Origin of the sequence: Allonocardiopsis opalescens (assembly GCF_003002095.1) — a bacterium.
GTDB classification, from domain to species: domain Bacteria; phylum Actinomycetota; class Actinomycetes; order Streptosporangiales; family Streptosporangiaceae; genus Allonocardiopsis; species Allonocardiopsis opalescens.
Window position 1 is genome coordinate 181,945 of sequence record NZ_PVZC01000001.1, and the last position, 19,142, is coordinate 201,086.

Sequence of the window (19,142 nt, forward strand, 5' to 3'; positions counted from 1 at the left end):
CTTCCTTGTTTCTCATTGCTGCTGCGCGAGCTGGTGCAGGACCTGGCGCGTGGCTTCGGTCCCCAGTGCCGCCGCGCGCAGCCGGTCGAACACCTCCGCGTGCGCCGTCACGTCCCTCGGGCTGTCCTGGAACAGGCTCGCGCCGTGACCCTCCGTGTACACGGTGGACAGCGGGATCTGGTCCAGGAACAGGATCGCGAACGATGCCATCTCCATCGCGGCATGGGCCCCGACCGAGAACGGCAGCGCTTGCAGAGTCATCCGTGGGTGATCCGACAGCTCGATGAGGTGCCGCAATTGATCACGCATGATGGTAGCGCTCCCGACCCGCTGGCGAAGGGCTGCTTCCCCAAGAATCGCCCACAGCTTCGGGCCGCCTTCGCGCAGCCAGGTCTTCTGGCGGTGCACCCTTACCTGCACCAACTGGTCGATCATGGCCGGAGTCGCCCCCGGTCTGGTGGCCCGCACGACCGCGCGGGCGTAGCCCTCCGTCTGCGCCAGGCCGGTGACGAGGTCGCTCTCGTAGGTCTCGATCCTGGTGGCCTCGGCCTCCAGGCCGATATAGGTGCCGTAGTGCCGGTCGAGGTCGTAGGGCTGCCACCAGCCGGAGCGGCGGGCCTGCTCGCGCAGCTCCCTGATCCGGGCGGCTTCGTCGTCGGGCACCTCGTAGATCTCCAGCAGCCGGCTGAGCGGCCCGGGCCCGGGAACGACGCCCTTCTCGCCCGCGGTCTCCCAGCGCAGCACCGTGGAGGTGCTGACGCGTAACCGCTTGGCGACCTCCGCCACGGGCCGGCCCGCACGCAGCCGTGCTAACCAGGTGGCGAGCTGCCAGCGGCCAACTGTGGGACTCCGCATGACGGAAGCATGCCGGGCGCGACCGGCCGCGACAAGCCGAATGGCGGATGATGCGCGGCAGGGTGGTTACGGTGAGTGAAACGTTCCTCTGGGCGGGTACCTGAAAGGTATATCCGTGCTTCACGCGCATGCGGATTGCATCGGCTTCGCGCACAGAGCAGACTGTGATCAAGCCGCTGCCCACGGTTAACGCGTTCCTCTCCCTCTGCGCGTACCGGGTGTGGTCGTCATGCCATCCACGATGGGGGAGGAGCCGCAATGCCAGGGCCCAGAAGGCGTCGCTTCACCGGGTCCGCGGACCAGGTCAGGGAGGCCCGGCGCTATGTCGACGGGCTGATCGATCAGGACTGCCCGGTCCGTGACGACGCCCTTTGGCTCGTCAGTGAACTGGCCACCAACGCCATCGAGCACACCAGCTCGGCCGGCGGGTCCTTCGAGGTCGCCGTCGGACAGCGGCCCGGCGCCCTGCGCGTCGAGGTCCGCGACGAGGGAGCCGAGGACGAGCCCCGCTGGCGCCGCGCGGACCTGGCCGGCCTGGACGAGGAGTCCGGGCGCGGGCTGGGCTTCGTCCAGCTGCTCGCGCAGCGCTGGGGCTGCGACGGCGGCCCCGACGGGCGGTCCGTCTGGTTCGAGCTCGACTGGTCGCCGGCCCGCGCCGCCGGCCGCTCCGGTGCGCCGGCCCCGGACCCCGACCGCTGGCTGATGCAGCACGACTCCCTGGCCGGCTGACCGGCCGGGCACCCGCGAACCGGACATCCCGGGCGCTGGCGCTCGCGGCCGGGCCGTGCAAGGCTCGGGCCTTGTGGACCAGGAAGCCGACGAACCGCGAGGAGGCCGGCGTGCACGGCCACCACTGCCGTGGCGGCGCCCGGCGGCCGGGGCCGCCGAGGGGCGTCGCCCGGGATTCCGGCCCGGACTGCTCGGCCTGGCGGCGATCACCGGCGCGACCGCGCTGGTCGCCACGGTCGTGCTGCAAGGAGTCTTCGGCAATGTGCGGACCGGCGAGCCGGACGGACCGGCCGCGTCCGGTCCGCTCCCGGAGGTGACCGTGGGCCCACCGAGCGGCGAGGCGCGCATCATGATCGTCGGCGACTCCCTCTCCCAGGGCAGCAACGGCGACTTCACCTGGCGCTACCGCCTGTGGCAGCACCTGCGCTCCGAGCCCGTCGACGTGCCCGTCGACCTCGTCGGCTCCCGCGCCGACGTGTTCGACCACGTCGGCCAGCGGCTCGGCGCCGACGCCTACGCCGACCCCGAGTTCGACACCGACCACGCCAGCCGCTGGGGCGCCAGCGCGGCCGCGCTGGCCGACGAGGTCGCCGCCGAGGTGGCCGAGAGCGAGCCCGACTACCTGCTGGTGCTGGCCGGGCTCAACGACATCGTGCACGGCGCCACCGGCGCGCAGACCCTCGACCACGTCGCCGACCTGGTGGCCGGCGCGCGGGTGCCCGGCGGCCCGCTGCGGGTGGTGCTCGGCGAGCTGCTGCCGATCGGCGGCACCCCGATGGACGAGCGGGTCAACGCCGAGGTGGCCGCGTTCAACCAGGGGCTGCCCGCCCTGGCGGCGGAGCTGACCGGCGCGGACTCTCCGGTCGTGGTGGCGCGCACCGCCGAGGGCTACGCCCCGGCCACCGACGCCTGGGACGGCGTGCACCCCAACGCACGCGGCGAGGTGCGCATCGCGGCCGCGTTCGCCGACGCGCTGGCCTCGGGCACGCTCGGCCTGGGGGAGCCGTACCCGCGCCCGCTGCCCGAGGTGCCGCTCGGCATCCCGTGGGCGCCCACCGTCACCGCCGAGGCGCGCGAGGGCGGCGCCGAGCTGCGCTGGCGGGAGGTCACCGGTGCAACCGGTTACCAGGTGTGGCAGCGGCGGGTGGCGCCCAACCCCGAGGAGTTCGCCCGGGTGCCCGACGAGGCGGTCAGCGGCACCACCGCGCGCATCACCGGGCTGCTCGACGGCGCCGACTACGAGTTCGCGGTCGCGCCGCTGAAGGGGAACACCCCCGGCGCCCGCTCCGAACCGGTGGCCGTCCGCCCGGTGCCGCCGGAGCTGCCCGCGCCCGAGAACCTGCGCTACACCGCCGGCACCGGCGAGCTGAGCTGGTCGGCGGTGCCCGCCGCCACCCACTACGGCGTCTGGCGCCGCCCGCTCGACACCGAGGGCGACTGCCCGCCGCCCGAGGAACCGGACAGCTGCTGGCAGCCGGTCTCCATCGTCCGCGACGCGGTATCGGTGCGGCTCGGCCCCGCCGACGCGGGCCACGAGTTCGCGGTGCGCGCCCATGCCGACTACCACGCGGGCGCGGTGTCGGAGCCGGTGGCGGTGGAGGCGGAGCCGGAGCCGGACGCGTCGGAGTGAGTCGGGGCGGCCGGTTCGACACCTGCCGAGGCACCAGTCGTGCTCGCGGTATTGTTCCCCGCCCTCCTCCGGGACCGGCGGGCATTATTCTGCCCGGGTCCGCTCGCCGTCGGCCGGCCCGTTGAGGCGCTGTTGGCGAATGGGATGCCGAATGCGGCCGTTCGGGCGTGCGGGAGAAGGGCGCCGACTGTCGCCGCCTGTGGTGCCACCGGTATACCGAGCGGGACTACCGTGAGGCCGAGGACAGGACGGATTGCACGCGGGCGAGGTGACGGCGCTTGGGCGGGCGGCGGGCGGCGGGGCTGCTGCTGCGCGCGCTGCCCGCGCTGGTGGGGCTGGGGATCGGCGCGCTGGTGCTCGGCCCCGCGCTCGGGCCGGGCTTCGTGCTGCGCTACGACATGGTCGCGGTGCCGGACCCGCCGTTCTCGGCCAACGCGCTCGGGCTGACCGACGGGCTGCCCCGGGCGGTGCCCAGCGACGCGCTGCTAGCGGGGCTGGCGGCGGTGGTCCCGGCCGACCTGGCGCAGAAGCTCGTGCTGCTGGCGATCTTCACGATCGGGGCGGCCGGGGCGGCCGCGCTGGTGCCCGGCCGCGCGGTGCCACCCCGGCTGGCGGCGGCCGTCGCCTACGCCTGCAACGCCTTCATCGCGGAACGGCTGCTGCTGGGGCAGTGGGCGGTACTGCTCGGCTACGCGGGCCTGCCCTGGGTGCTGGCGGCCTGCGCGCGGCTGGGGCGGCGCGGCGGCCTGCCGAGGCTGGGCGTGGCGCTGCTGCCCGCCGCGGCGGGCGGCTTCTCCTCGATGGTGCTGTCGGCGCTGGTGGCGGGCGCGACCGCGCTGGCGCGGCCGTGGCGGCGCGGCGAGGCGCCCCGGATGCTGCTGCTGAGCGCGCTCGTGGTCGCCGGGCTCAGCCTGCCGTGGCTGCTGCCCGCGCTGCGCAGCGGCGCGGGCACCGACCCGCTCGGCGTCGACCTGTTCGCGGTGCGCTCCGACAGCCCCTTCGGGCGGCTCGCCTCGGTGCTCACCCTGGGCGGGATCTGGAACGCCCGCGCGGTGCCCGCCGGATACGAGCACCCTGGCCTGGCAGCCGCCCGGCTGCTGCTGGCCGCCGCCGCGATCGCGGGCTGGGTCTGGCTGCTGCGGCGCGGCCCCCGTCCGGTGTACGCGCGAGGGCTCAGCCTCGCCGCCGGACTCGGCCTGGCGGTCGCGCTGCTCGGCACGGTCGAGCCGGGCCGGGCGCTGCTGCGCGCGCTGATCGGGCTGTGGCCCGGCTTCGGCCCGCTGCGCGACGGCCACCTCTACCTGGCCCCGCTCGCCCTGCTCCAGGCGGTCGGTCTGGCCGCGGTGGTGCTGTGGCTGCGGACGCGGGCCGAGGGGCGGTCCGGCGCGGACCCCGGGGGTGGCGACCCGCACGAGGCGGCGGACGGGAGGGGCGGCGCTGCTCCCGACCTCGGCGCACCCGCCTTGGACGGAACGGCAGAGGGGCGATCCGAAGCCGGCTCTGACCGGGACGCGTGGTCGCCTGTGGACGGAACGGCTGACGGGCGGCACGGCGGGAGCCTCGGCGAGGACGTCCCGGGCGCGGACGGCGGGCGGACACCGGGCGGCTTCCGGCGGGCGCCCGCGCTCGCCGCCCTGGCCGTCGCGCTGGTGGTGGCGCCGGTCGCGGTACTGCCGACCTTCATGTGGGGGGCGGCGGGACGGCTGGACGCCGTCGAGTACCCGGCGGACTGGACGCGCGTGCAGGCGGTCGTGGACGGCGATCCGGCGCCCGGGGCGCTGGTCAGCCTGCCGTGGAGTCCGTACCGGGGCTTCGACTGGAACCCCGGCCGGGTGGTGCTGGATCCAGCCGTGAAGCTGTTCGAGCGGCGGGTGGTGTTCAATGACGCGCTCAGCGTCTCGGTGCCGTCCGACGACGGCGGCCGCCTGGTGCGCACGGTGGCCGGGGAGGACCCGCTCGCCCAGCGGGTGGCGGAGGTGCTGCGCGCGGACGGGCCGCGGACGCCGGTCGAACCGGCGCTGGCCGAACTGGGCGTGCGGTACGTGCTCGTGGAGCGGGCCGCCGCCGAGGCGGCCCGGGCGGCCGGGGAGGCGGCGGGCGCGGCGGACCCGGGCGGCGTGGACGATAACGTGTTCTCGGTCACCCCGGATCCGGCATATCGGGTGTACCAGGGGTCTGAGCTGGAGCTTTACCGGCTGCCCGGCGGGGACGCCGATGCAGCTGGGGGCGGCCTTCCGGCGCTATATGTTACTGGCTGGTCAGTAACAATCGGGCTGGCGCTCTGGTCAATCGGTGCATCAGGTTCTAGTCTTCCTGCATGCCTTCTCCCTATGCGGAAGGAGAGCCCGCGTGCTGCAAGTGATCGGCGCGTTCGCGGTGGGCCTGGTGCTCGCCCTGGCCATCACGGTCGGTAGCTCCATGGTCATCACCAACACCGCTGCTCCCGAGCCGGTGAACGAGCCGCTGTACAACTACGGCGACCGCTGAGCCGGTCCCGTCCTCTGAGCCGGTAGGGCGAGCGCTCCCGATCGCCCGGCCGCGTCCCCCGGCATCCGCGTCGGCCTTCCCCGTCCCGGCAGACCGCAGCGCGACCCCGGCGTGCGGGTCCGGGACCGGGCGTCGCCGTACCCGCAACCCGATGCGCGGCGTCCCCGCGCGCCCACGCAGGGTCAGGGCGGGCACCGGGAGCAGGGCCCGGCGCGGGCGGAAGCGACGGACAGGAAGGGGCGGTGTGGCGCAGACGCACCGGAGACCGCGCACCGCGTCGGCGCCGCCCGGCCTGCGCGCGGTCCCCGCGGACCCGGCCGGGCGCCGCGGCGTACCGGTCCCGCGCGGCGCGGACGCGCCCGCGCGGCGCCCGCTGGCCGGACGCCGGATCGCCCTGGTGAACTGGCGCGACCCCTGGCAATCGGTGGCCGGCGGCGCCGAAGAGTACGCGTGGCGGATGGCCCGGCACCTCACCGGCCAGGGCGCCGAGGTCGTCTTCGTGACCAGCAGGGAGCGGGGCCAGCCCGCCAGGGAGCGCCGCGCCGGGGTGTCCTTCCGCCGCATGGGCGGCGCCTACACCGTCTACCCGCTAGTGCTGCTCTGGCTGCTGCGGCACCGCCGCCGCTTCGACGCGGTCGTCGACTGCATGAACGGCATCCCGTTCTTCTCCCCGCTGGTGCTGCCCCGGCGCACCCCGGTGGTCAGCGTGGTGCACCACGTCCACGACCTCCAGTTCAACGCCTACTTCTCCCGCCCTGTGGCCTGGCTCGGCCGCTTCATTGAGGGCCCGGTGGCCAGCCGGCTGTACCGGCGCTGCACCACGGTGACCGTCTCGGAGTCCTCGCGGCGGGCGCTGCGCGCCAAACTGGGCTGGCGGGCACCGATCACCGTCATCCGCAACGGCGCGCCCGCCGTCCAGCGGCTCGACACCGCCGCGCCGCCGGCCGACCTGGGCTCCCCGGCCCTGGTCAGCCTGGGCCGCCTGGTGGTGCAGAAGCGGGTGGTGCGCATCGTCGACGCCGCCGCCGAGCTGAGCGGGGACTGGCCGGGGCTGCGCGTGCACGTCATCGGGCGCGGCCCCGAGTCGGTGCCGCTGCGCGAGCGCATCGCCGAGCACGGCCTGGGCGGCCGGGTCCGGATGCACGGCTTCCTGCCCGAGCGCGAGAAGAACACGCTGCTCTCCCGCTGCCTGCTGCACGTCACCGCCTCGGAGTTCGAGGGCTGGGGGCTGACGGTCATCGAGGCGGCCGCCCTCGGGGTCCCCACCGTCGCCTACGACGTCGACGGGCTGCGCGACTCCGTGTGGGACGGGGTCACCGGCTGGCTGGTCCGTGAAGGTGAGACCCTGTCCGAAGTGGTCGGCCGGGCGCTGGCGGAGCTGGCCGACCCGGTCCGGGCCGCCGCCGTCCGGCAGGCGTGCCGGGACTGGGCGAAGCGGTTCACCTGGGAGCGGAGCGGACGGGAGATGACGACACTGCTGGCGGCCGAGATCGCCGGGCGCGAACGGCCCGGCCGGTCCCGCGCGGGCCGGTCCCGGGGAGCGCCTGGGTGATCCGGTGGCTCGCCAGGACCGGCGGCCGCGCGGACGGCGCCGGTCCCGGTCCCGGGGCGCCCGGGCCCGATCCGGTCCTGGTCCGGCGGCTCAGCCTGCTCGCGGTCTGCCTGCTGCTGGCCGCGATCGCCTTCAGCACGGAGCCGGGCCGGATCGTCGGCGACACCAAGCTCGACCTCACCATCGACCCGCTCGGCTTCCTGGGCCGCGCGCTGTACCTGTGGGACCCCGCCTACTTCGGGCAGCTGCAGAACCAGGCCTACGGCTACCTGTTCCCCAACGGCCCCTTCCACGCCCTGCTCATCGCGCTGGACATGCCGGAGTGGGCGGTGCAGCGGCTGTGGATGGCGCTGCTGCTGTGCGCCGCGTTCACCGGCACGGTGCAGGTGGCGCGGGCGCTGGGCATCGGCGGCCTGCACACGCAGATCCTGGCCGGGCTCGCCTACGCGCTCGCGCCGCGCGTGCTCACCCTCATCTCGGCGAACTCCGCCGAACTCCAGCCCACGATGCTGCTGCCGTGGATCCTGCTGCCGCTGGTGACCGGCGCCCGCGAGGGCCGCAGCCCGCTGCGGGCGGCCGCGCTGTCGGCCTGCGCCTTCCTGCTGTGCGGGGGCACGAACGCGGCGTCGGAGCTGGCCGTGCTGGTGGTGCCGCTGCTGTTCCTGCTGACCAGGGCGCCCGGCCCGCGCCGCCGCAGGCTGACCGGCTGGTGGCTGACGGCGATCGCCATGGTCTCGTGCTGGTGGCTGGTGCCGCTGCTGATCATGGGGCGCTACGTCTACTCGTTCATGCCCTTCACCGAGGACGCGGCCACCACCACCAGCGTCACGTCGCTCACCAACGTGCTGCGCGGCACCACGAACTGGATGGGCTTCCTGCCCGTCGACGGGCGGCCGTGGCTGCCCGCGGGCTGGGAGCTGGCGGTGGTGCCGTGGCTGGTGGTGGTCACCGCGGTGCTGGCCGGGCTCGGCCTGGCGGGGCTGCTGGCCGGGCGGCTGCCCGAGCGCACCTTCCTGGTGGCGACCCTGCTGACCGGCGTCGCCATCCTGGCCGGCGGGCACGTCGGCGAGGTGGCCGGGGTGCAGGCGGAGTTCGTGCGGAACCTGCTGGACGGGCCGCTCAGCCCGTTCCGCAATGTGCACAAGTTCGACGCGCTGGTCCGGCTGCCGCTCGTCCTCGGGCTGGCGAACCTGCCTGCGGCGGCCCGCGCCGTCGCCTGGCGCCGCGCGCTGCTGGGCTGCGGCGCGGCGGCCGTGGCGCTCAGCGCGGTCCCGGCCGTCACGGTCGGGGTGGCGCCGCGCGGCTCCTTCGAGGACGTGCCCGCCTACTGGCGGCAGGCGGTGGACTGGCTGAATGCCGAGGCGGGCGGTGCGATGGCGCTGGCCGTGCCCGGGTCGGGGCGCGGCGAGTACCTGTGGGGGCGGCCGATGGACGAGCCGCTGCAGCCGCTGTCGGACGGGCGCTGGTCCAATCACATGGTGATCCCGTGGGGCTCGGCCGGGATCTCCCGGCTCCAGCACGAGTTGGACGCGCGCCTGTCCTCCGGCGAGGGTTCGGCCGGGTTGACGAGCACGCTGGCCAGGATGGGCGTCGGCTACCTGGTCGTCCGCAACGACCTGGACCGCGCCGGGCTGCGCGGCGCCTACCCGGCGCAGGTGCACAGCGCGCTGGAGTCCTCGCCCGGCATCCACCGGGTCGCGGAGTTCGGGCCGGTGGTGGGCGTGCCGGAGGGCGGCACCCAGGCGGGCGCCGACTGGATCGACCAGCCCTACCCGGCGGTGGAGATCTACCAGGTCGAGGAGGCCGCGCCGCTGGTCGGCACCGTGCCGGCCGAGGACGCGCTGCGCGTCACCGGCGGCCCGGAGGCGCTGCTGGCGCTGGCCGAGGAAGGCGTGCTGGACGACGACCGGCCGGTGATCCTCGGCGACGACCCCGGCGCCGAGGCGATCGCCCCGGAGGCCACCGTGGTCACCGATACGCTGCGCCGCCGCGAGACCGCCTTCGCCGACGTGCGGCGCAATGACGGCCCCACGCTCACCGCAGCGCAGGAACGCTCGGAGTCCGGGCCGGTCAGCGATGTGCTCGACCCCGCCTGGGAGCCCTACACCTCGGTGGCGGCGCCGCTGGGCGCCGCGGTGACCGCCTCGTCCTCGGCCGCCGACCTGGACGCGTCGGGGGCGCGCCGCGACGCCGGGCGCTCGCCCTTCGCGGCCGTCGACGGCGACCCGGGCACCGCGTGGCGGCCCGGCGCCTGGACGGGGCCGGTCGGGGAGTGGATCGAGATCGAGTTCGCCGAGCCGCTCGACCTGTCGGAGATCACCGTCGCCTTCGAGCACGACCCCTGGTCGCCCGCGCCGTCGCGGATCGAGCTGGCCACCGACGCCGGGCGGAGCACGGTTCCGGTGCAGGCGACGGACCGGCCGCAGCGCCTCTCTGTGCCGGAGGGGACGACCGAGCGGCTCCGGCTGCGTATCGACGCGCTCGACTGGGAGCCGGCCGCCCTGTTCGGCGTGTCGGCGGGCATCGCCGAGATCGAGGTGCCCGGGGTGGAGGTCGCCCGCACCGTCGAGGTGCCCGGAGTGGAGGGCGCGTCCACCACGGTGCTGACCGGCTCCGGCTCGGTGCCGGCCTGCGTCGAGGGTTCCGTCATGTGGACCTGCTCGGCCGCCCGCGAGGTGCTGGGCGAGGACGGCTACGGCTTCGACCGCACCTTCCCCGTTTCCGGCGCGCTCGCCGAGGCGGGCGGCGCCCGGGTGAGCGGCCGCGTCACCGTCACCGACCCGGCGGAGGCCGACATGCGCGCCAACGCGCTGGCCGGCGGGCCGGACGCCTCGGTCTCCTCCGTCGCCGGCGCCCATCCGGCCGGGGCCGGATGGGCGGCGCTGGACGGCGACCCGTCCACCGCCTGGTACGCCGACCCCGGCGAGCGCGAGCCGCGGCTCGAACTGGACTTCGGGCGCACCGTCGACCTCGGCGAGACGCGGTTCGTGTTCGCCCGGCCGGAGTCGGTGAGCGCGCCGGTGCGCGTGTCGGTGGCGGCGGAGACCGCCGAGGGCACCCGGGTGGCCGAGGGATACCTGTCGTCCTCGGGCGAGCTGGACCTGGGGGAGCTGCGTGCCGAGCAGGCCGTCATCACCTTCACGCCGCCGCTCGGGCAGCCGCTCGAACTGGCGGAGGTCGAGATCGGCGGGGTGGAGCCGCGCGAGGTGCCGGCCGACCGGCCGATCCCGCCCGGCTGCGGGCTGGGGCCGACCCTGGAGGTCGACGGGACGCCGGTGCGGACCGAGATCGTGGACGGCACCGTCGGCGAGCTGCTGGCCGGGCGGCCGCTGGAGTACGCGAGCTGCGAGCCGGTGCCGCTGACGGGCGGCGAGGCGCGGCTGGCGCACAGCGAGCCCGGGGTGTACCGGCTGGAGTCGGCCGTGGTGGAGTCGGCGTCGGCGCCGCTGCCCGGCGGGGGCGGGGAGCCGGTCGAGCTGGGCGGGGCCGACGTCATCAGCTGGGGGCCGAGCAGCCGCGAGGTGCACGTCTTCGCCGAGGAGGACGGCTACCTGGTGGTGAACGAGAACTTCAACGAGGGCTGGCAGGCGACCGCGGGCGGCCGTGAGCTGGTGCCGGTCCGGCTGGACGGCTGGCGGCAGGCGTGGGAGCTGCCCGCGGGCACCTACGGCACCGTCACCATGCGCTACACCCCCGACACCGCCTACCAGCTGGCGCTCGGCGTGGGCGCCGGGCTGGTCGGCGGGCTGCTGTTCCTGCTGGCCGCGGCGCACCGCATCGGCGGCGCCGCGCTGCCGGCGGCCCGGCCCGGGCGGCCGCGGCTGCGGCTGCTGGTGCCGCTGACCGTCGCCTTGGGCGCCTGGACGGCCGGGGCCGCCGGGGTGGTGGTGCTGGGCGCCGCCCTCACCCTGGCGCTGTGGCCCGGCTGGGTCGAGCGGCGCTCCCGCTGGCTGACGGGACCCTGGCCGGTGCTGGTGCTGCTCACGCTGGCCGGGGGCTCGCTCGGCCTGGCCGGGGCGCTCGGCGCCGCGGCGCCGGAGTCCGTGGCCGACGCCCTCGGCGGCTGGGTGCCGCAGCTGCTCTGCCTGCCCGTCCTGGCCCGCCTCGCCGTGGCGCTGCGCCCGCGGCCCGCCCACGCCCGCCGCCCGTCCCGTCCGCCGCGCGCCCGCGCCCGCCGTCCGGCCGCCCCGCCCGCGGACGGCGTGGCCGACCTGGCCGGAACCGGCGGAGGGCTGCGGTGAGCGGCGGGACGGGAACGCGCCTGGCCGGCCTGGTCGGGGTGGCGCTCGGCGCGTGCCTGCTGGCGCTGGCGCCGCTGCTGCCGACCGTGGTCGCCGGGCAGCTGGACCGGATCGCGATGCCCGTCGGCACGGTGAGCTGGGAGCTGCTGGGCGGCGACGCTTCTTATTTGGACACGCGCACCTGGGAGGAGCGCACCGGCGAGCCGGTGGCGGTCCGCACCGACATCTGGGCGCATCCAGAGGTCTCCGACGCCGACCGCGCCGTCTGGTCGATGCGCACCACGGTGCTGGGCGAGGACGCGGTGCTGGACCACGTCGAGCGGCGGGCCGCCTTCGACCGGCGCACCGGGCTGGCCGTCGACTGCTGCGGCGCGCACGTGGCCGGCGACTTCGGCGCCCCTCAGGAGGGCCTGGTCTTCGCCTTCCCACCCGGGGAGCCGCCCGGCGACCGCCCGTTCTACGATCCGACACTGCGCGCGGCCGCGCAGATGGCCTACGACGGCGCCGAGACCCTGCACGGACTCGCCGTGCACCGCTACACCCAGCACATCGAGCCCACCCCGGTACCCGGACCGGAGCGCCGCGTCCCCGCCGAACTGGTCGGCCTCCCCGGCCCCGACCCGGTACCGGTGCAGCGCCACCTGGAGCTGACCCGCACCTACTGGGTGGAACCGGTGACCGGCCGCGTCGTCGCCATCGCCGAGGACCGCGCCGAGACCCTGCACCCCGAGGACGGCGGCACCCCCGCCGACCTGCTCCGCGCCGAACTACTGACCCCCGAGTCGGCCGTGGCCGCCAATGCCGCGTCCATACGCGACCAGGCGCTGTGGCGGCGCGCCGTGGACGGATGGCTACCGATTGCCTTCGGGGCGGTGGGGCTGGTCCTGGTGGTCGGCGGCGCCCTGCTCGTCCGGCGGGCCTCGCGCCGCACGGCGGCCACGGGCGCCGAGGGGGTGGGCGGACCGGCGGCGGAGCAGACCGAGCTAGACCGGGAGCGGCCAGCCGGGGCTGTCGGGTGAGCCGAGCCAGACCCGTTCCTCGGCGGGGGTGACGGTGAGGCCGAAGGCCGACTGGTGGGGTGAGCCGTGGGCGTGCCAGGTCTCGATGGCGCCCTCGACCTGGTCCCACAGCCGCAGCGGGCCGCGCTGGGTGACGGTGTGTCCGCCGTGGTCGTCGGGGGTGGTGTAGGCGAGGGAGCCGGTGGCGGTGTCGCGGAGGACCACCCGGTCGGTCCCGGCGCCGATGGCGACGGCGGAGGGCGCGGCGAGCTGGGCGACCCAGCGCCCGGTCCAGTCGGCCAGCTCCATGGGGTCCACGCGGGCCGCTCGGCGGTCCCCGGGCCGGAGTTCGAGCAGCCCTCCGTCAGGGGGAAGGTGCGGGCGGGCCATCATGAAGGAGGTGTAGCCGGGCAGGAAGCGGCCCTGGGCGCCGCCGTCGTCGTCCAGCTCTTCGCGGCCGCATCCACGGTGATGGACCGCTGCCCGGGCGGCTCACGTACACAGCGGACGGAAGGAACACCTCGCGCGGAACGGCCTCGACGGCGGCACGCCAGAGCGGGTCGGACAGGTGCCAGTCCGGATCGGCGGCGAGTTCGTCGGCCAGCCGTTCGCGGTACGCGGCGGGGTCCTTCACCTGCGGGTGCTGTGCCGCGCTGACGCCGAACGCTGAATGTGCTGGATCAGACGGGCGGCGTGCCGTCGGACGTGGGGGCGCAGCCGGGCATGCGGTTCGTCTCGGTCGGCGGCCTGGATGACCTGAGCCGCGACCACCAGTTCGGCCAGCCGACCGGTTTCGCCGGTCAGAACGTCGGCGAACACCTCGCGGACCTTCGCGGCGATACCGGGTGCCGGGAGCGCGTAGGCGTGGAGCACGGCGGCGTCGTAGCCCTCGGGCGCGGCGCCCCACCCTTCCCAGTCGATGATCTGGAACGGGTCCCGGGTGAGGTTGGCCCAGTGCAGGTCCCCGTGGGCTGTCTCCCACCGGCGCGCGGTCAGCTCTACGCCCGCCAAGCCCGGGACGAAGCGGTGGATTCTTCCTATGTACGCCTGTGTGACGACCTCGCGCCCGGGTGGGACGGGTGTGCGGCGGATTCCTGCCGTACCGGCCCGCAGGTCCCGCCACCAGCCCGCGGTGACGGCGGGCGGAGAGGCGGAGGTGAGGTCGGGGGTCGGTGAGAGCACTGAGCCCGTCAGCTGCTCCCACACGTGCGCCTGGAACGCGGCCCCGGCGTCCTGCCAGGTGTGGACCGCGAGCAGAGCCGGATGCGGCACCGCGTCGTCCAGCAGGTCGTCGGCCAGGACCGCCCCGTCCCAGAGCTTTCCCTCCGGCCGCGGGGAGGACATCACCCGCAGCCAAGCCGGTCCGCCCTCCGTGGTGGTCACCGGGCCGCCCAGCGTACGTCCTCCCAGCCCGGGACGCAGAGGAGTATGCGCGGGCACGGACATCCGGAAGTAGCGGACCGCCTGGTGCCAGCGGCCGGTGAGGTCAGCGGGACGGCTGGAGGAGTTCACAGATGTCCTTGAGTCGACGAGGCGGCACGGACGTGCGGATAGCGGCGGCCGCCTGCCGCCAGTGCGCGGCACTGGAGGTGCTGATCAGTACACCGGTGAGTCCGGGGGTGGACGCGGTGAACCGCAGCGCGGCTTCGACACCGCTGGATCCCGGGTGGACGGCATCTGCGAGCTTCCGGTTGATCAGAGGCGGCAGCTCTCCGCCATGGAAGGGCGCCGACGCCCACACCTCCAATCCTGCCCCACGGGCCTGATGGACAGGGCCGGTTCCTCGCAGGCTCTGCCGGACCGGCGCCGCCTTCACCATGGACACGGGGAGCTGGATCGCGGCGAGTCCGGTCTCATGTCCGCCCGCCGCTTCACGCGCGAGCCGGGTCAGACCGTCCACCGTAAAGGCACCGGAATCGAATCCCGTCCAGGTCGCGACGCCGTAGCCGCGGATCACGCCGGCCGCGTGAGCTTCTTCCAGAGCGGTGAACGCATGTCGCAGCCGGTGGCGGAGGCGGCCGCGTTCCTGGTGGTGGTGTTCGGGATTGTGCAGGTACACCACATCGAGCACGCGCCGCTGGAGTTCGATGCGCGACATCGCGATCTGGTGGCGGACGTAGTCGGGGGCGATGCTGTGCCGAAGGCGTGCGTCGTGTCCATGGAGCGCTCCCCTGGCGACGGCGGCCCGCGCCTGACCGCCGGTCATGTGACCGACCTTGCTGGAAACCCGGATTCGAGGGTGTGTTCGCAGCACGGGGGCGATGACGGCTTGGTGGGCTCCGCCGCCGTACACGGGTGCCGTGTCGATGAGCGGGCATCCGGCCGAGGCCGCGACGCTGACCGAGGCGGCAGCGTCTCGGCTTCGGTACGTCCCCATGCCGAGAACGGTCATGCCTCGCCCTCCCACACCAGGGCTCCGTCCTCCAACAGCCTCCTGAGCAGGCCGAGCAGCGCCCTTTCCGAGACATCCGGCACGGCCCCGCGCAGCTCTTCGACTGTGGCGGTGCGGCCGTCGGCGAGTCTGGCGATCGCGGGAGCCGCTCCGGCCGCCATTCGCCAGCGCCGCCCCTGCCCCGCCAGTACGACCTCGGTCTCGGCCTGATGGAGGCGTCCGCGCGGGGAGGCCAACCGGACCCGAGAGGCGAGCGTGAGTTCGCCGGTCACGGCGACGGGAAGGCTGAACGCCTGCCGCGCGGGCGCGGTCTCGTCGAGGAACCGCCGATAGTCCTCGACCACGTCGGGCTGCTGGAGCCGCTTGGTGACCAACTCGGCCAGTGTGCTCGTCCATGCGGTCTGGTCGGCACGATCGCGGGGCACGTCGGACCGCACTTCCACATGCGCGCGCATCTGATCGGTGATCCAGGCGAGGAAGTCCGCCCCGGTGGTGGTGTTGAGACCGCACGTCAGGTGCAGGCTCGGTTCTCCCTCGGAGGCGGCCGCCGCGTGCCAGCAGCCGCGCGGTACGTGCAGGATGTCGCCGGCTTCCATGGTGAGTTCATCGATCGGATCGGGAGCGACGCCGTTGTCGAACTCCAGGTCACTGTGCAGTGGTGCCACGCGGGTGATGCCGTGGATCCGCCACCGCTTGCGGCCCGCCACCTGGACGACGATGACATCGTGGTCGTCCCAGTGCAGGCCGAAGCCTTCTTGGGCGGTCCAGGACGCGTATGCGTTGACCTGGACACGGGTACCCAGCCATGCCTCCAGACCGGCGGCGGTGTCGTTGATCGGTGGATGCATCTCGTCGATCGCGTCGAGGACGAGGGTGGCGCCGGCGCGCAGCCGTTCGTGGACCAGCTGCGGCACGGGTCGGTTCCAGTCCGGCATGCGGCGGTAGGCCTGCCGCTGGGTGTAGGCCGCCACGTCGATCGTGCTGCCGGCGGACAGACGCATTCGGGGAGTGTCCAGGCGGTGGGCGGCGAGGAGGCGATTGAGGTCCGACCAGGTCAGTAGATGAGTGAAAGCCTGGCGGTCTGCTGCCGGATAGTGGGCGTGGGCGCGGCCGAGGACCCGGGTGAGGAACTCCTCCCCGCCCAGGCGGCCGCTGATCAGCTCAGCGGTCATCGGTGCGCGTCACCTCTACCGGAGCATGTTGTCGTTCAGATCACTCTTGCCGGTGCCGCCTCCATCGGAAGGCTGCTCAGCCCGGGACCGCACAGCGGCGATCTCCTCGACCGCGATGGCCAGCTCATCGTCTTCGTGCTGAACGTCGTTCCGCATCGTGTGGACCTCCGACTCATCGAAATGGGGAAGGACGGCGTGAACAGCGGCGTCGGCCCAGCGACCGGGTGCGCCTGCGCGTCTTCCCGCAACAGTAGGACGCCGGAACGCGTTCGAACAGAAAATTTCTCAAGGTTTCTCGCACTTAGCCGACAATGCCGGTGCGGTCGAAATCAGGAGTCATTCTCGGCTGCCTCCGGAGCAAGACCGTCGATGACGCGGTGGATTATCGCCCGCGCCGACCTGCCGTAGTCGGCATCGGCGGCGAGTCGTTCGAAGATGCTCTCGTACAGCTCGACCTCCTGCGGCTGGGCGAGGTTCAGTTCGGCCGAGAAGGTCTCCACCATCACGCGGTCCCGGTCGAGCAGCCAGAAGCCATGAGCGGGCGCCACCGCGTACGGCGTCTCGAACCCGATGACGCCGAATCTCACATTCGGCAGTGCCGAGAGTGAAATCAGCCGGTCAAGCTGCCCGAGCATCACCCCGGGTGGACACAGCCGATACCGCAAGGCGGCTTCGGTGAGAACGAAGTGGAACCTCTTCTCCGGCCGGTACAGGATCTCCTGCCGCTGTACCCGTGCCGCCACCGCTTCGTCGATGTCGTTCTTCACCTTGAGCACGGTGATGCTCTGAGCAAAGCGGAACCGTGCGTACTCGGTCGTCTGGAGGAGCCCGGGAATGAAGGTGGACTCGAACGCTCGAAACAGCTTCGTCCTGGCATCCAGATCCGCGATCGCTTGCTGGTGCGCTCTCAAGCCCGTCCTGAGCTGCCGCTGCCACTCCGAATGCTGGATCTCAAGTGTGCGCAGTGACGCGAGGAGTGCCCCCAGTTCTCCTTCGGCGCCGGTCGTGCGCGTCCAAGCCCGCAGATCGTCCTCGGTGGGCGTCTGCCGACCGTTCTCCAGCTTGGACACCTTGGACGGCGGCCATGACAACGACTCCGCGAGCTGCCGGCCGCTCATGGCGGCCCGATGACGCAGATCGCGGAGTCGTTTTCCCAGAGCGTCGCGTGCTTCATGGACACTGGTGACGCCCGTCGCCTTATTGTGCGGCAATGTCATCCCGTCGAACAGCGCGGTGCCATGCGGCATCACGCCAGTAATTGTGCTGCACGATCACAGCCGGGTCCTCGATGACCTCACCGCCGAGGAAGGTCTCGTCCCGGCCGAAGTGCATGCGCACCAGTTTGCGGGAGTCGAACAGCCAGTAGTCGTGTTCGGGCAGGTCCGCGGCCTGCTCTCGGGGCAGATAGCGAATGTCCTCACCGGCTTCGTTGGTGTACTTGGCGCAGAAGATTCCGAAAGCGCTGTAGGCGGTCAGCGGGATGCTCACCACTCGTACCCGCCGGAACCGCCGCCCTTCTTCCGTGGCCGCCCGGATCATGGTCAACCAGTTCTGAAACCAATCCATGTCCACCGACTCGCCCGCGATGAACTGACGCAGTGCTTCGGCCTCGTTTGCGGACTTGTACGTGTCGCGCGTCTCCAGCCGATAGGCCGTGTGCTCGAAAGCGCGGAAGAGTTCGCCGAACTCCGGCCCCGGCTCGATGAACCGAGTCAGTTTTCCTCGCCCTGCCCTTCCTGATAGCGGCGCACGTAGAACTCCAAGACCTCTTCGGGGATCTCCACCAGTGTCTCGTGGTCGGGAACCGGTCCTATCTCCGCGAGGACCTGGGGGTCGGTCACCCGCCATCCCTGGGCGATGTAGGTCGCACGGTCTGTGCGATCGGTGGCGAACAGCGTGGGCGACTGCCCTTCCTGGGACTCGGGATCCTTGCCGAGCAAGCGGGCATGCATTGTCGATCTCCGTTCTAGAAATCGAGAGAAACGTTCTCTCCATAGTGAACGGCCATGGTAGAGCCGTCAATGGATGTCCGGAGACGTGAAGGACTGGGGCGGCGGTGCATCGTGGCGGCCGGTCCACGCGTTGCACCGGGGGACAGGCGCGGCCCCCGGTGCGGCGCCGTTCTGGGAACGGCTCAGCGCCTGCGCAGCACCAGGAGCAGGTTCCACGTCGCGAACTCGCGGAGTACCGGCACTCGGACGACCGGGTGGGCCCAGCGGGGGAGGTAGCGGGGCAGTACGTCGACCACCTCGGCGCGTCCTTCGGCGGCTCGGGTGCGGGCCCAGCGCAGGGCCGAGCGGGCGGAGACGGCGAACATGGTGCGGCCGAAGCGGTTCTTGGGCGGGCGGCCGTGGCGGCGCTCGTAGCGGCGGGCGGCGTACTCGCCGGAGAGGTAGTGCCACGGCGAGGTCTCGTGGCCGCCCCATGGGGACAGCCACAGGGTGTACGAGAGGAACACGGTGCCGCCGGGGCGGGTGACGCGCAGCATCTCGTCGGCCATCCGCCAGGGTTCGGGGACGTGTTCGAGCACGTTGGAGGAGAAGCAGACGTCGACCGAGCCGGTGCGCAGCGGCAGGTCGAGGGCGCTGCCGAGTGCCGAGACGGCGGGCGGGGCGCCGTTGCGCATGCTCATCTCGCCCGCGTCGGCGTCCACGCACAGGCAGCGGGCGCCGGCCGCCCGCAGGGCGTCCGCGAAGTAGCCGGGGCCGCCGCCGACGTCGACCACGGTGGCGCCGTCCAGCTTCGTGTAGCCGGACAGCTGGCCGACGGTGTCGGCGGCGAGCAGGCCGTAGAAGTGGTCGGGGTCGGTCTGCTCCACCCGGAAGGCCGAGAACAGCCGTACGGAGCGGGCCAGGTCGGCGCGGAACGGGGGCGGGGCGGTCGGCCTGCTCGCGGCGTCGGACGGCCGGTCGCGGTCGCCGGTGGCGGGGTGTCCGCTCTGCGGGGCGCGGTCGCCGCCGTCGTCTGGACGGGCGTCGGCAGTCGGAGCGCCGCCGACCGGGGACGCGTCGTGCGCCGCCGGGGCGCCGGCCGGGCGTGGGGGCGGTGCGGCGATGTAGTGGCGGAGGTGCTCCCAGTGGTCGCCC

General features: G+C 73.7%; 17 protein-coding genes. 7 read left to right on the forward strand and 10 right to left on the reverse strand.

Features of this window, described 5'->3' with window-relative positions; genetic code table 11:
* Positions 1 to 12: 12 nt before the first annotated feature.
* A complete protein-coding gene (locus CLV72_RS00790; RefSeq protein WP_106237518.1) occupies positions 13 to 855 on the reverse strand; it encodes a helix-turn-helix domain-containing protein in 843 nt (280 codons plus the stop codon).
* Positions 856 to 1,113: 258 nt separating this feature from the next.
* Between CLV72_RS00790 and CLV72_RS00795 the strand changes: the two genes are divergently transcribed.
* The 7 genes from CLV72_RS00795 to pgfA all read left to right on the forward strand — a co-directional run bounded on the left by CLV72_RS00795 (position 1,114) and on the right by pgfA (position 12,513).
* Entirely contained in the window at positions 1,114 to 1,584 is a 471-nt protein-coding gene (locus tag CLV72_RS00795) for an ATP-binding protein (protein WP_106237521.1), read from the forward strand.
* Positions 1,585 to 1,657: 73 nt separating this feature from the next.
* A complete protein-coding gene (locus CLV72_RS00800; RefSeq protein ID WP_245929789.1) occupies positions 1,658 to 3,214 on the forward strand; it encodes a GDSL-type esterase/lipase family protein in 1,557 nt (518 codons plus the stop codon).
* 278 nt (positions 3,215 to 3,492) lie between these two features.
* Complete coding sequence (locus CLV72_RS00805) at positions 3,493 to 5,628, forward strand: MmpA family trehalose lipid delivery protein (protein WP_106237525.1); 2,136 nt, start codon at positions 3,493 to 3,495, stop codon at positions 5,626 to 5,628.
* Positions 5,564 to 5,701, forward strand: coding sequence for a hypothetical protein (locus CLV72_RS31985; protein ID WP_170140830.1), 138 nt, complete (start codon positions 5,564 to 5,566; stop codon positions 5,699 to 5,701). Before CLV72_RS00805 ends, CLV72_RS31985 begins: the two co-directional genes overlap by 65 nt.
* A gap of 244 nt (positions 5,702 to 5,945) precedes the next feature.
* The gene (locus CLV72_RS00810) at positions 5,946 to 7,253 is read left to right on the forward strand and encodes a glycosyltransferase family 4 protein (protein WP_245929790.1); all 1,308 of its coding nucleotides are present in this window, start codon (positions 5,946 to 5,948) and stop codon (positions 7,251 to 7,253) included.
* Positions 7,250 to 11,494, forward strand: a complete 4,245-nt coding sequence (locus tag CLV72_RS00815; RefSeq protein WP_170140831.1) for an alpha-(1->3)-arabinofuranosyltransferase — start codon at positions 7,250 to 7,252, stop codon at positions 11,492 to 11,494. The genes CLV72_RS00810 and CLV72_RS00815 overlap by 4 nt, the downstream gene beginning before the upstream one ends.
* A complete protein-coding gene (gene pgfA, locus CLV72_RS31990) occupies positions 11,491 to 12,513 on the forward strand; it encodes a cell envelope lipid trafficking protein PgfA (RefSeq protein ID WP_170140832.1) in 1,023 nt (340 codons plus the stop codon). Before CLV72_RS00815 ends, pgfA begins: the two co-directional genes overlap by 4 nt.
* Here the strand turns inward: pgfA and CLV72_RS00825 are convergent.
* The 9 genes from CLV72_RS00825 to CLV72_RS00860 all read right to left on the reverse strand — a co-directional run bounded on the left by CLV72_RS00825 (position 12,478) and on the right by CLV72_RS00860 (position 18,910).
* Entirely contained in the window at positions 12,478 to 12,885 is a 408-nt protein-coding gene (locus CLV72_RS00825; RefSeq protein ID WP_146159303.1) for a hypothetical protein, read from the reverse strand. The genes pgfA and CLV72_RS00825 overlap by 36 nt on opposite strands.
* 237 nt (positions 12,886 to 13,122) lie before the next feature.
* Entirely contained in the window at positions 13,123 to 13,875 is a 753-nt protein-coding gene (locus tag CLV72_RS00830) for a phosphotransferase (RefSeq protein WP_245929791.1), read from the reverse strand.
* Between the two features lie 103 nt (positions 13,876 to 13,978).
* On the reverse strand, positions 13,979 to 14,884 hold the full coding sequence (locus tag CLV72_RS00835; protein ID WP_106237542.1) for an aldo/keto reductase: 906 nt from the start codon (positions 14,882 to 14,884) through the stop codon (positions 13,979 to 13,981).
* On the reverse strand, positions 14,881 to 16,056 hold the full coding sequence (locus CLV72_RS00840) for a cupin domain-containing protein (RefSeq protein ID WP_106237545.1): 1,176 nt from the start codon (positions 16,054 to 16,056) through the stop codon (positions 14,881 to 14,883). Before CLV72_RS00840 ends, CLV72_RS00835 begins: the two co-directional genes overlap by 4 nt.
* Before the next feature lie 15 nt (positions 16,057 to 16,071).
* Positions 16,072 to 16,212: a hypothetical protein gene (locus tag CLV72_RS31995; RefSeq protein ID WP_170140833.1), complete on the reverse strand. Its 141-nt coding sequence runs from the start codon at positions 16,210 to 16,212 to the stop codon at positions 16,072 to 16,074.
* A 173-nt stretch (positions 16,213 to 16,385) separates the two neighbouring features.
* Positions 16,386 to 17,303 (reverse strand): helix-turn-helix domain-containing protein, encoded by a 918-nt coding sequence (locus CLV72_RS00845; protein ID WP_211302646.1) that lies wholly within the window; start codon positions 17,301 to 17,303, stop codon positions 16,386 to 16,388.
* Entirely contained in the window at positions 17,254 to 17,772 is a 519-nt protein-coding gene (locus CLV72_RS00850) for a DUF6879 family protein (RefSeq protein ID WP_106240965.1), read from the reverse strand. Before CLV72_RS00850 ends, CLV72_RS00845 begins: the two co-directional genes overlap by 50 nt.
* A complete protein-coding gene (locus CLV72_RS00855) occupies positions 17,769 to 17,996 on the reverse strand; it encodes a hypothetical protein (RefSeq protein WP_245929793.1) in 228 nt (75 codons plus the stop codon). The genes CLV72_RS00850 and CLV72_RS00855 overlap by 4 nt, the downstream gene beginning before the upstream one ends.
* Positions 17,997 to 18,190: 194 nt before the next feature.
* Complete coding sequence (locus CLV72_RS00860) at positions 18,191 to 18,910, reverse strand: class I SAM-dependent methyltransferase (protein ID WP_106240969.1); 720 nt, start codon at positions 18,908 to 18,910, stop codon at positions 18,191 to 18,193.
* Positions 18,911 to 19,142 lie beyond the last annotated feature (232 nt).

Bases quoted from the DNA above. Each gene is read 5' to 3' on its own strand.
- CLV72_RS00790 (WP_106237518.1), bottom strand. From the start codon at position 855: ATGCGGAGTCCCACAGTTGGCCGCTGGCAGCTCGCCACCTGGTTAGCA.
- CLV72_RS00795 (WP_106237521.1), top strand. From the start codon at position 1,114: ATGCCAGGGCCCAGAAGGCGTCGCTTCACCGGGTCCGCGGACCAGGTC.
- CLV72_RS00825 (WP_146159303.1), bottom strand. From the start codon at position 12,885: ATGATGGCCCGCCCGCACCTTCCCCCTGACGGAGGGCTGCTCGAACTC.
- CLV72_RS00835 (WP_106237542.1), bottom strand. From the start codon at position 14,884: ATGACCGTTCTCGGCATGGGGACGTACCGAAGCCGAGACGCTGCCGCC.
- CLV72_RS00840 (WP_106237545.1), bottom strand. From the start codon at position 16,056: ATGACCGCTGAGCTGATCAGCGGCCGCCTGGGCGGGGAGGAGTTCCTC.
- CLV72_RS31995 (WP_170140833.1), bottom strand. From the start codon at position 16,212: ATGCGGAACGACGTTCAGCACGAAGACGATGAGCTGGCCATCGCGGTC.
- CLV72_RS00845 (WP_211302646.1), bottom strand. From the start codon at position 17,303: ATGCCGCATGGCACCGCGCTGTTCGACGGGATGACATTGCCGCACAAT.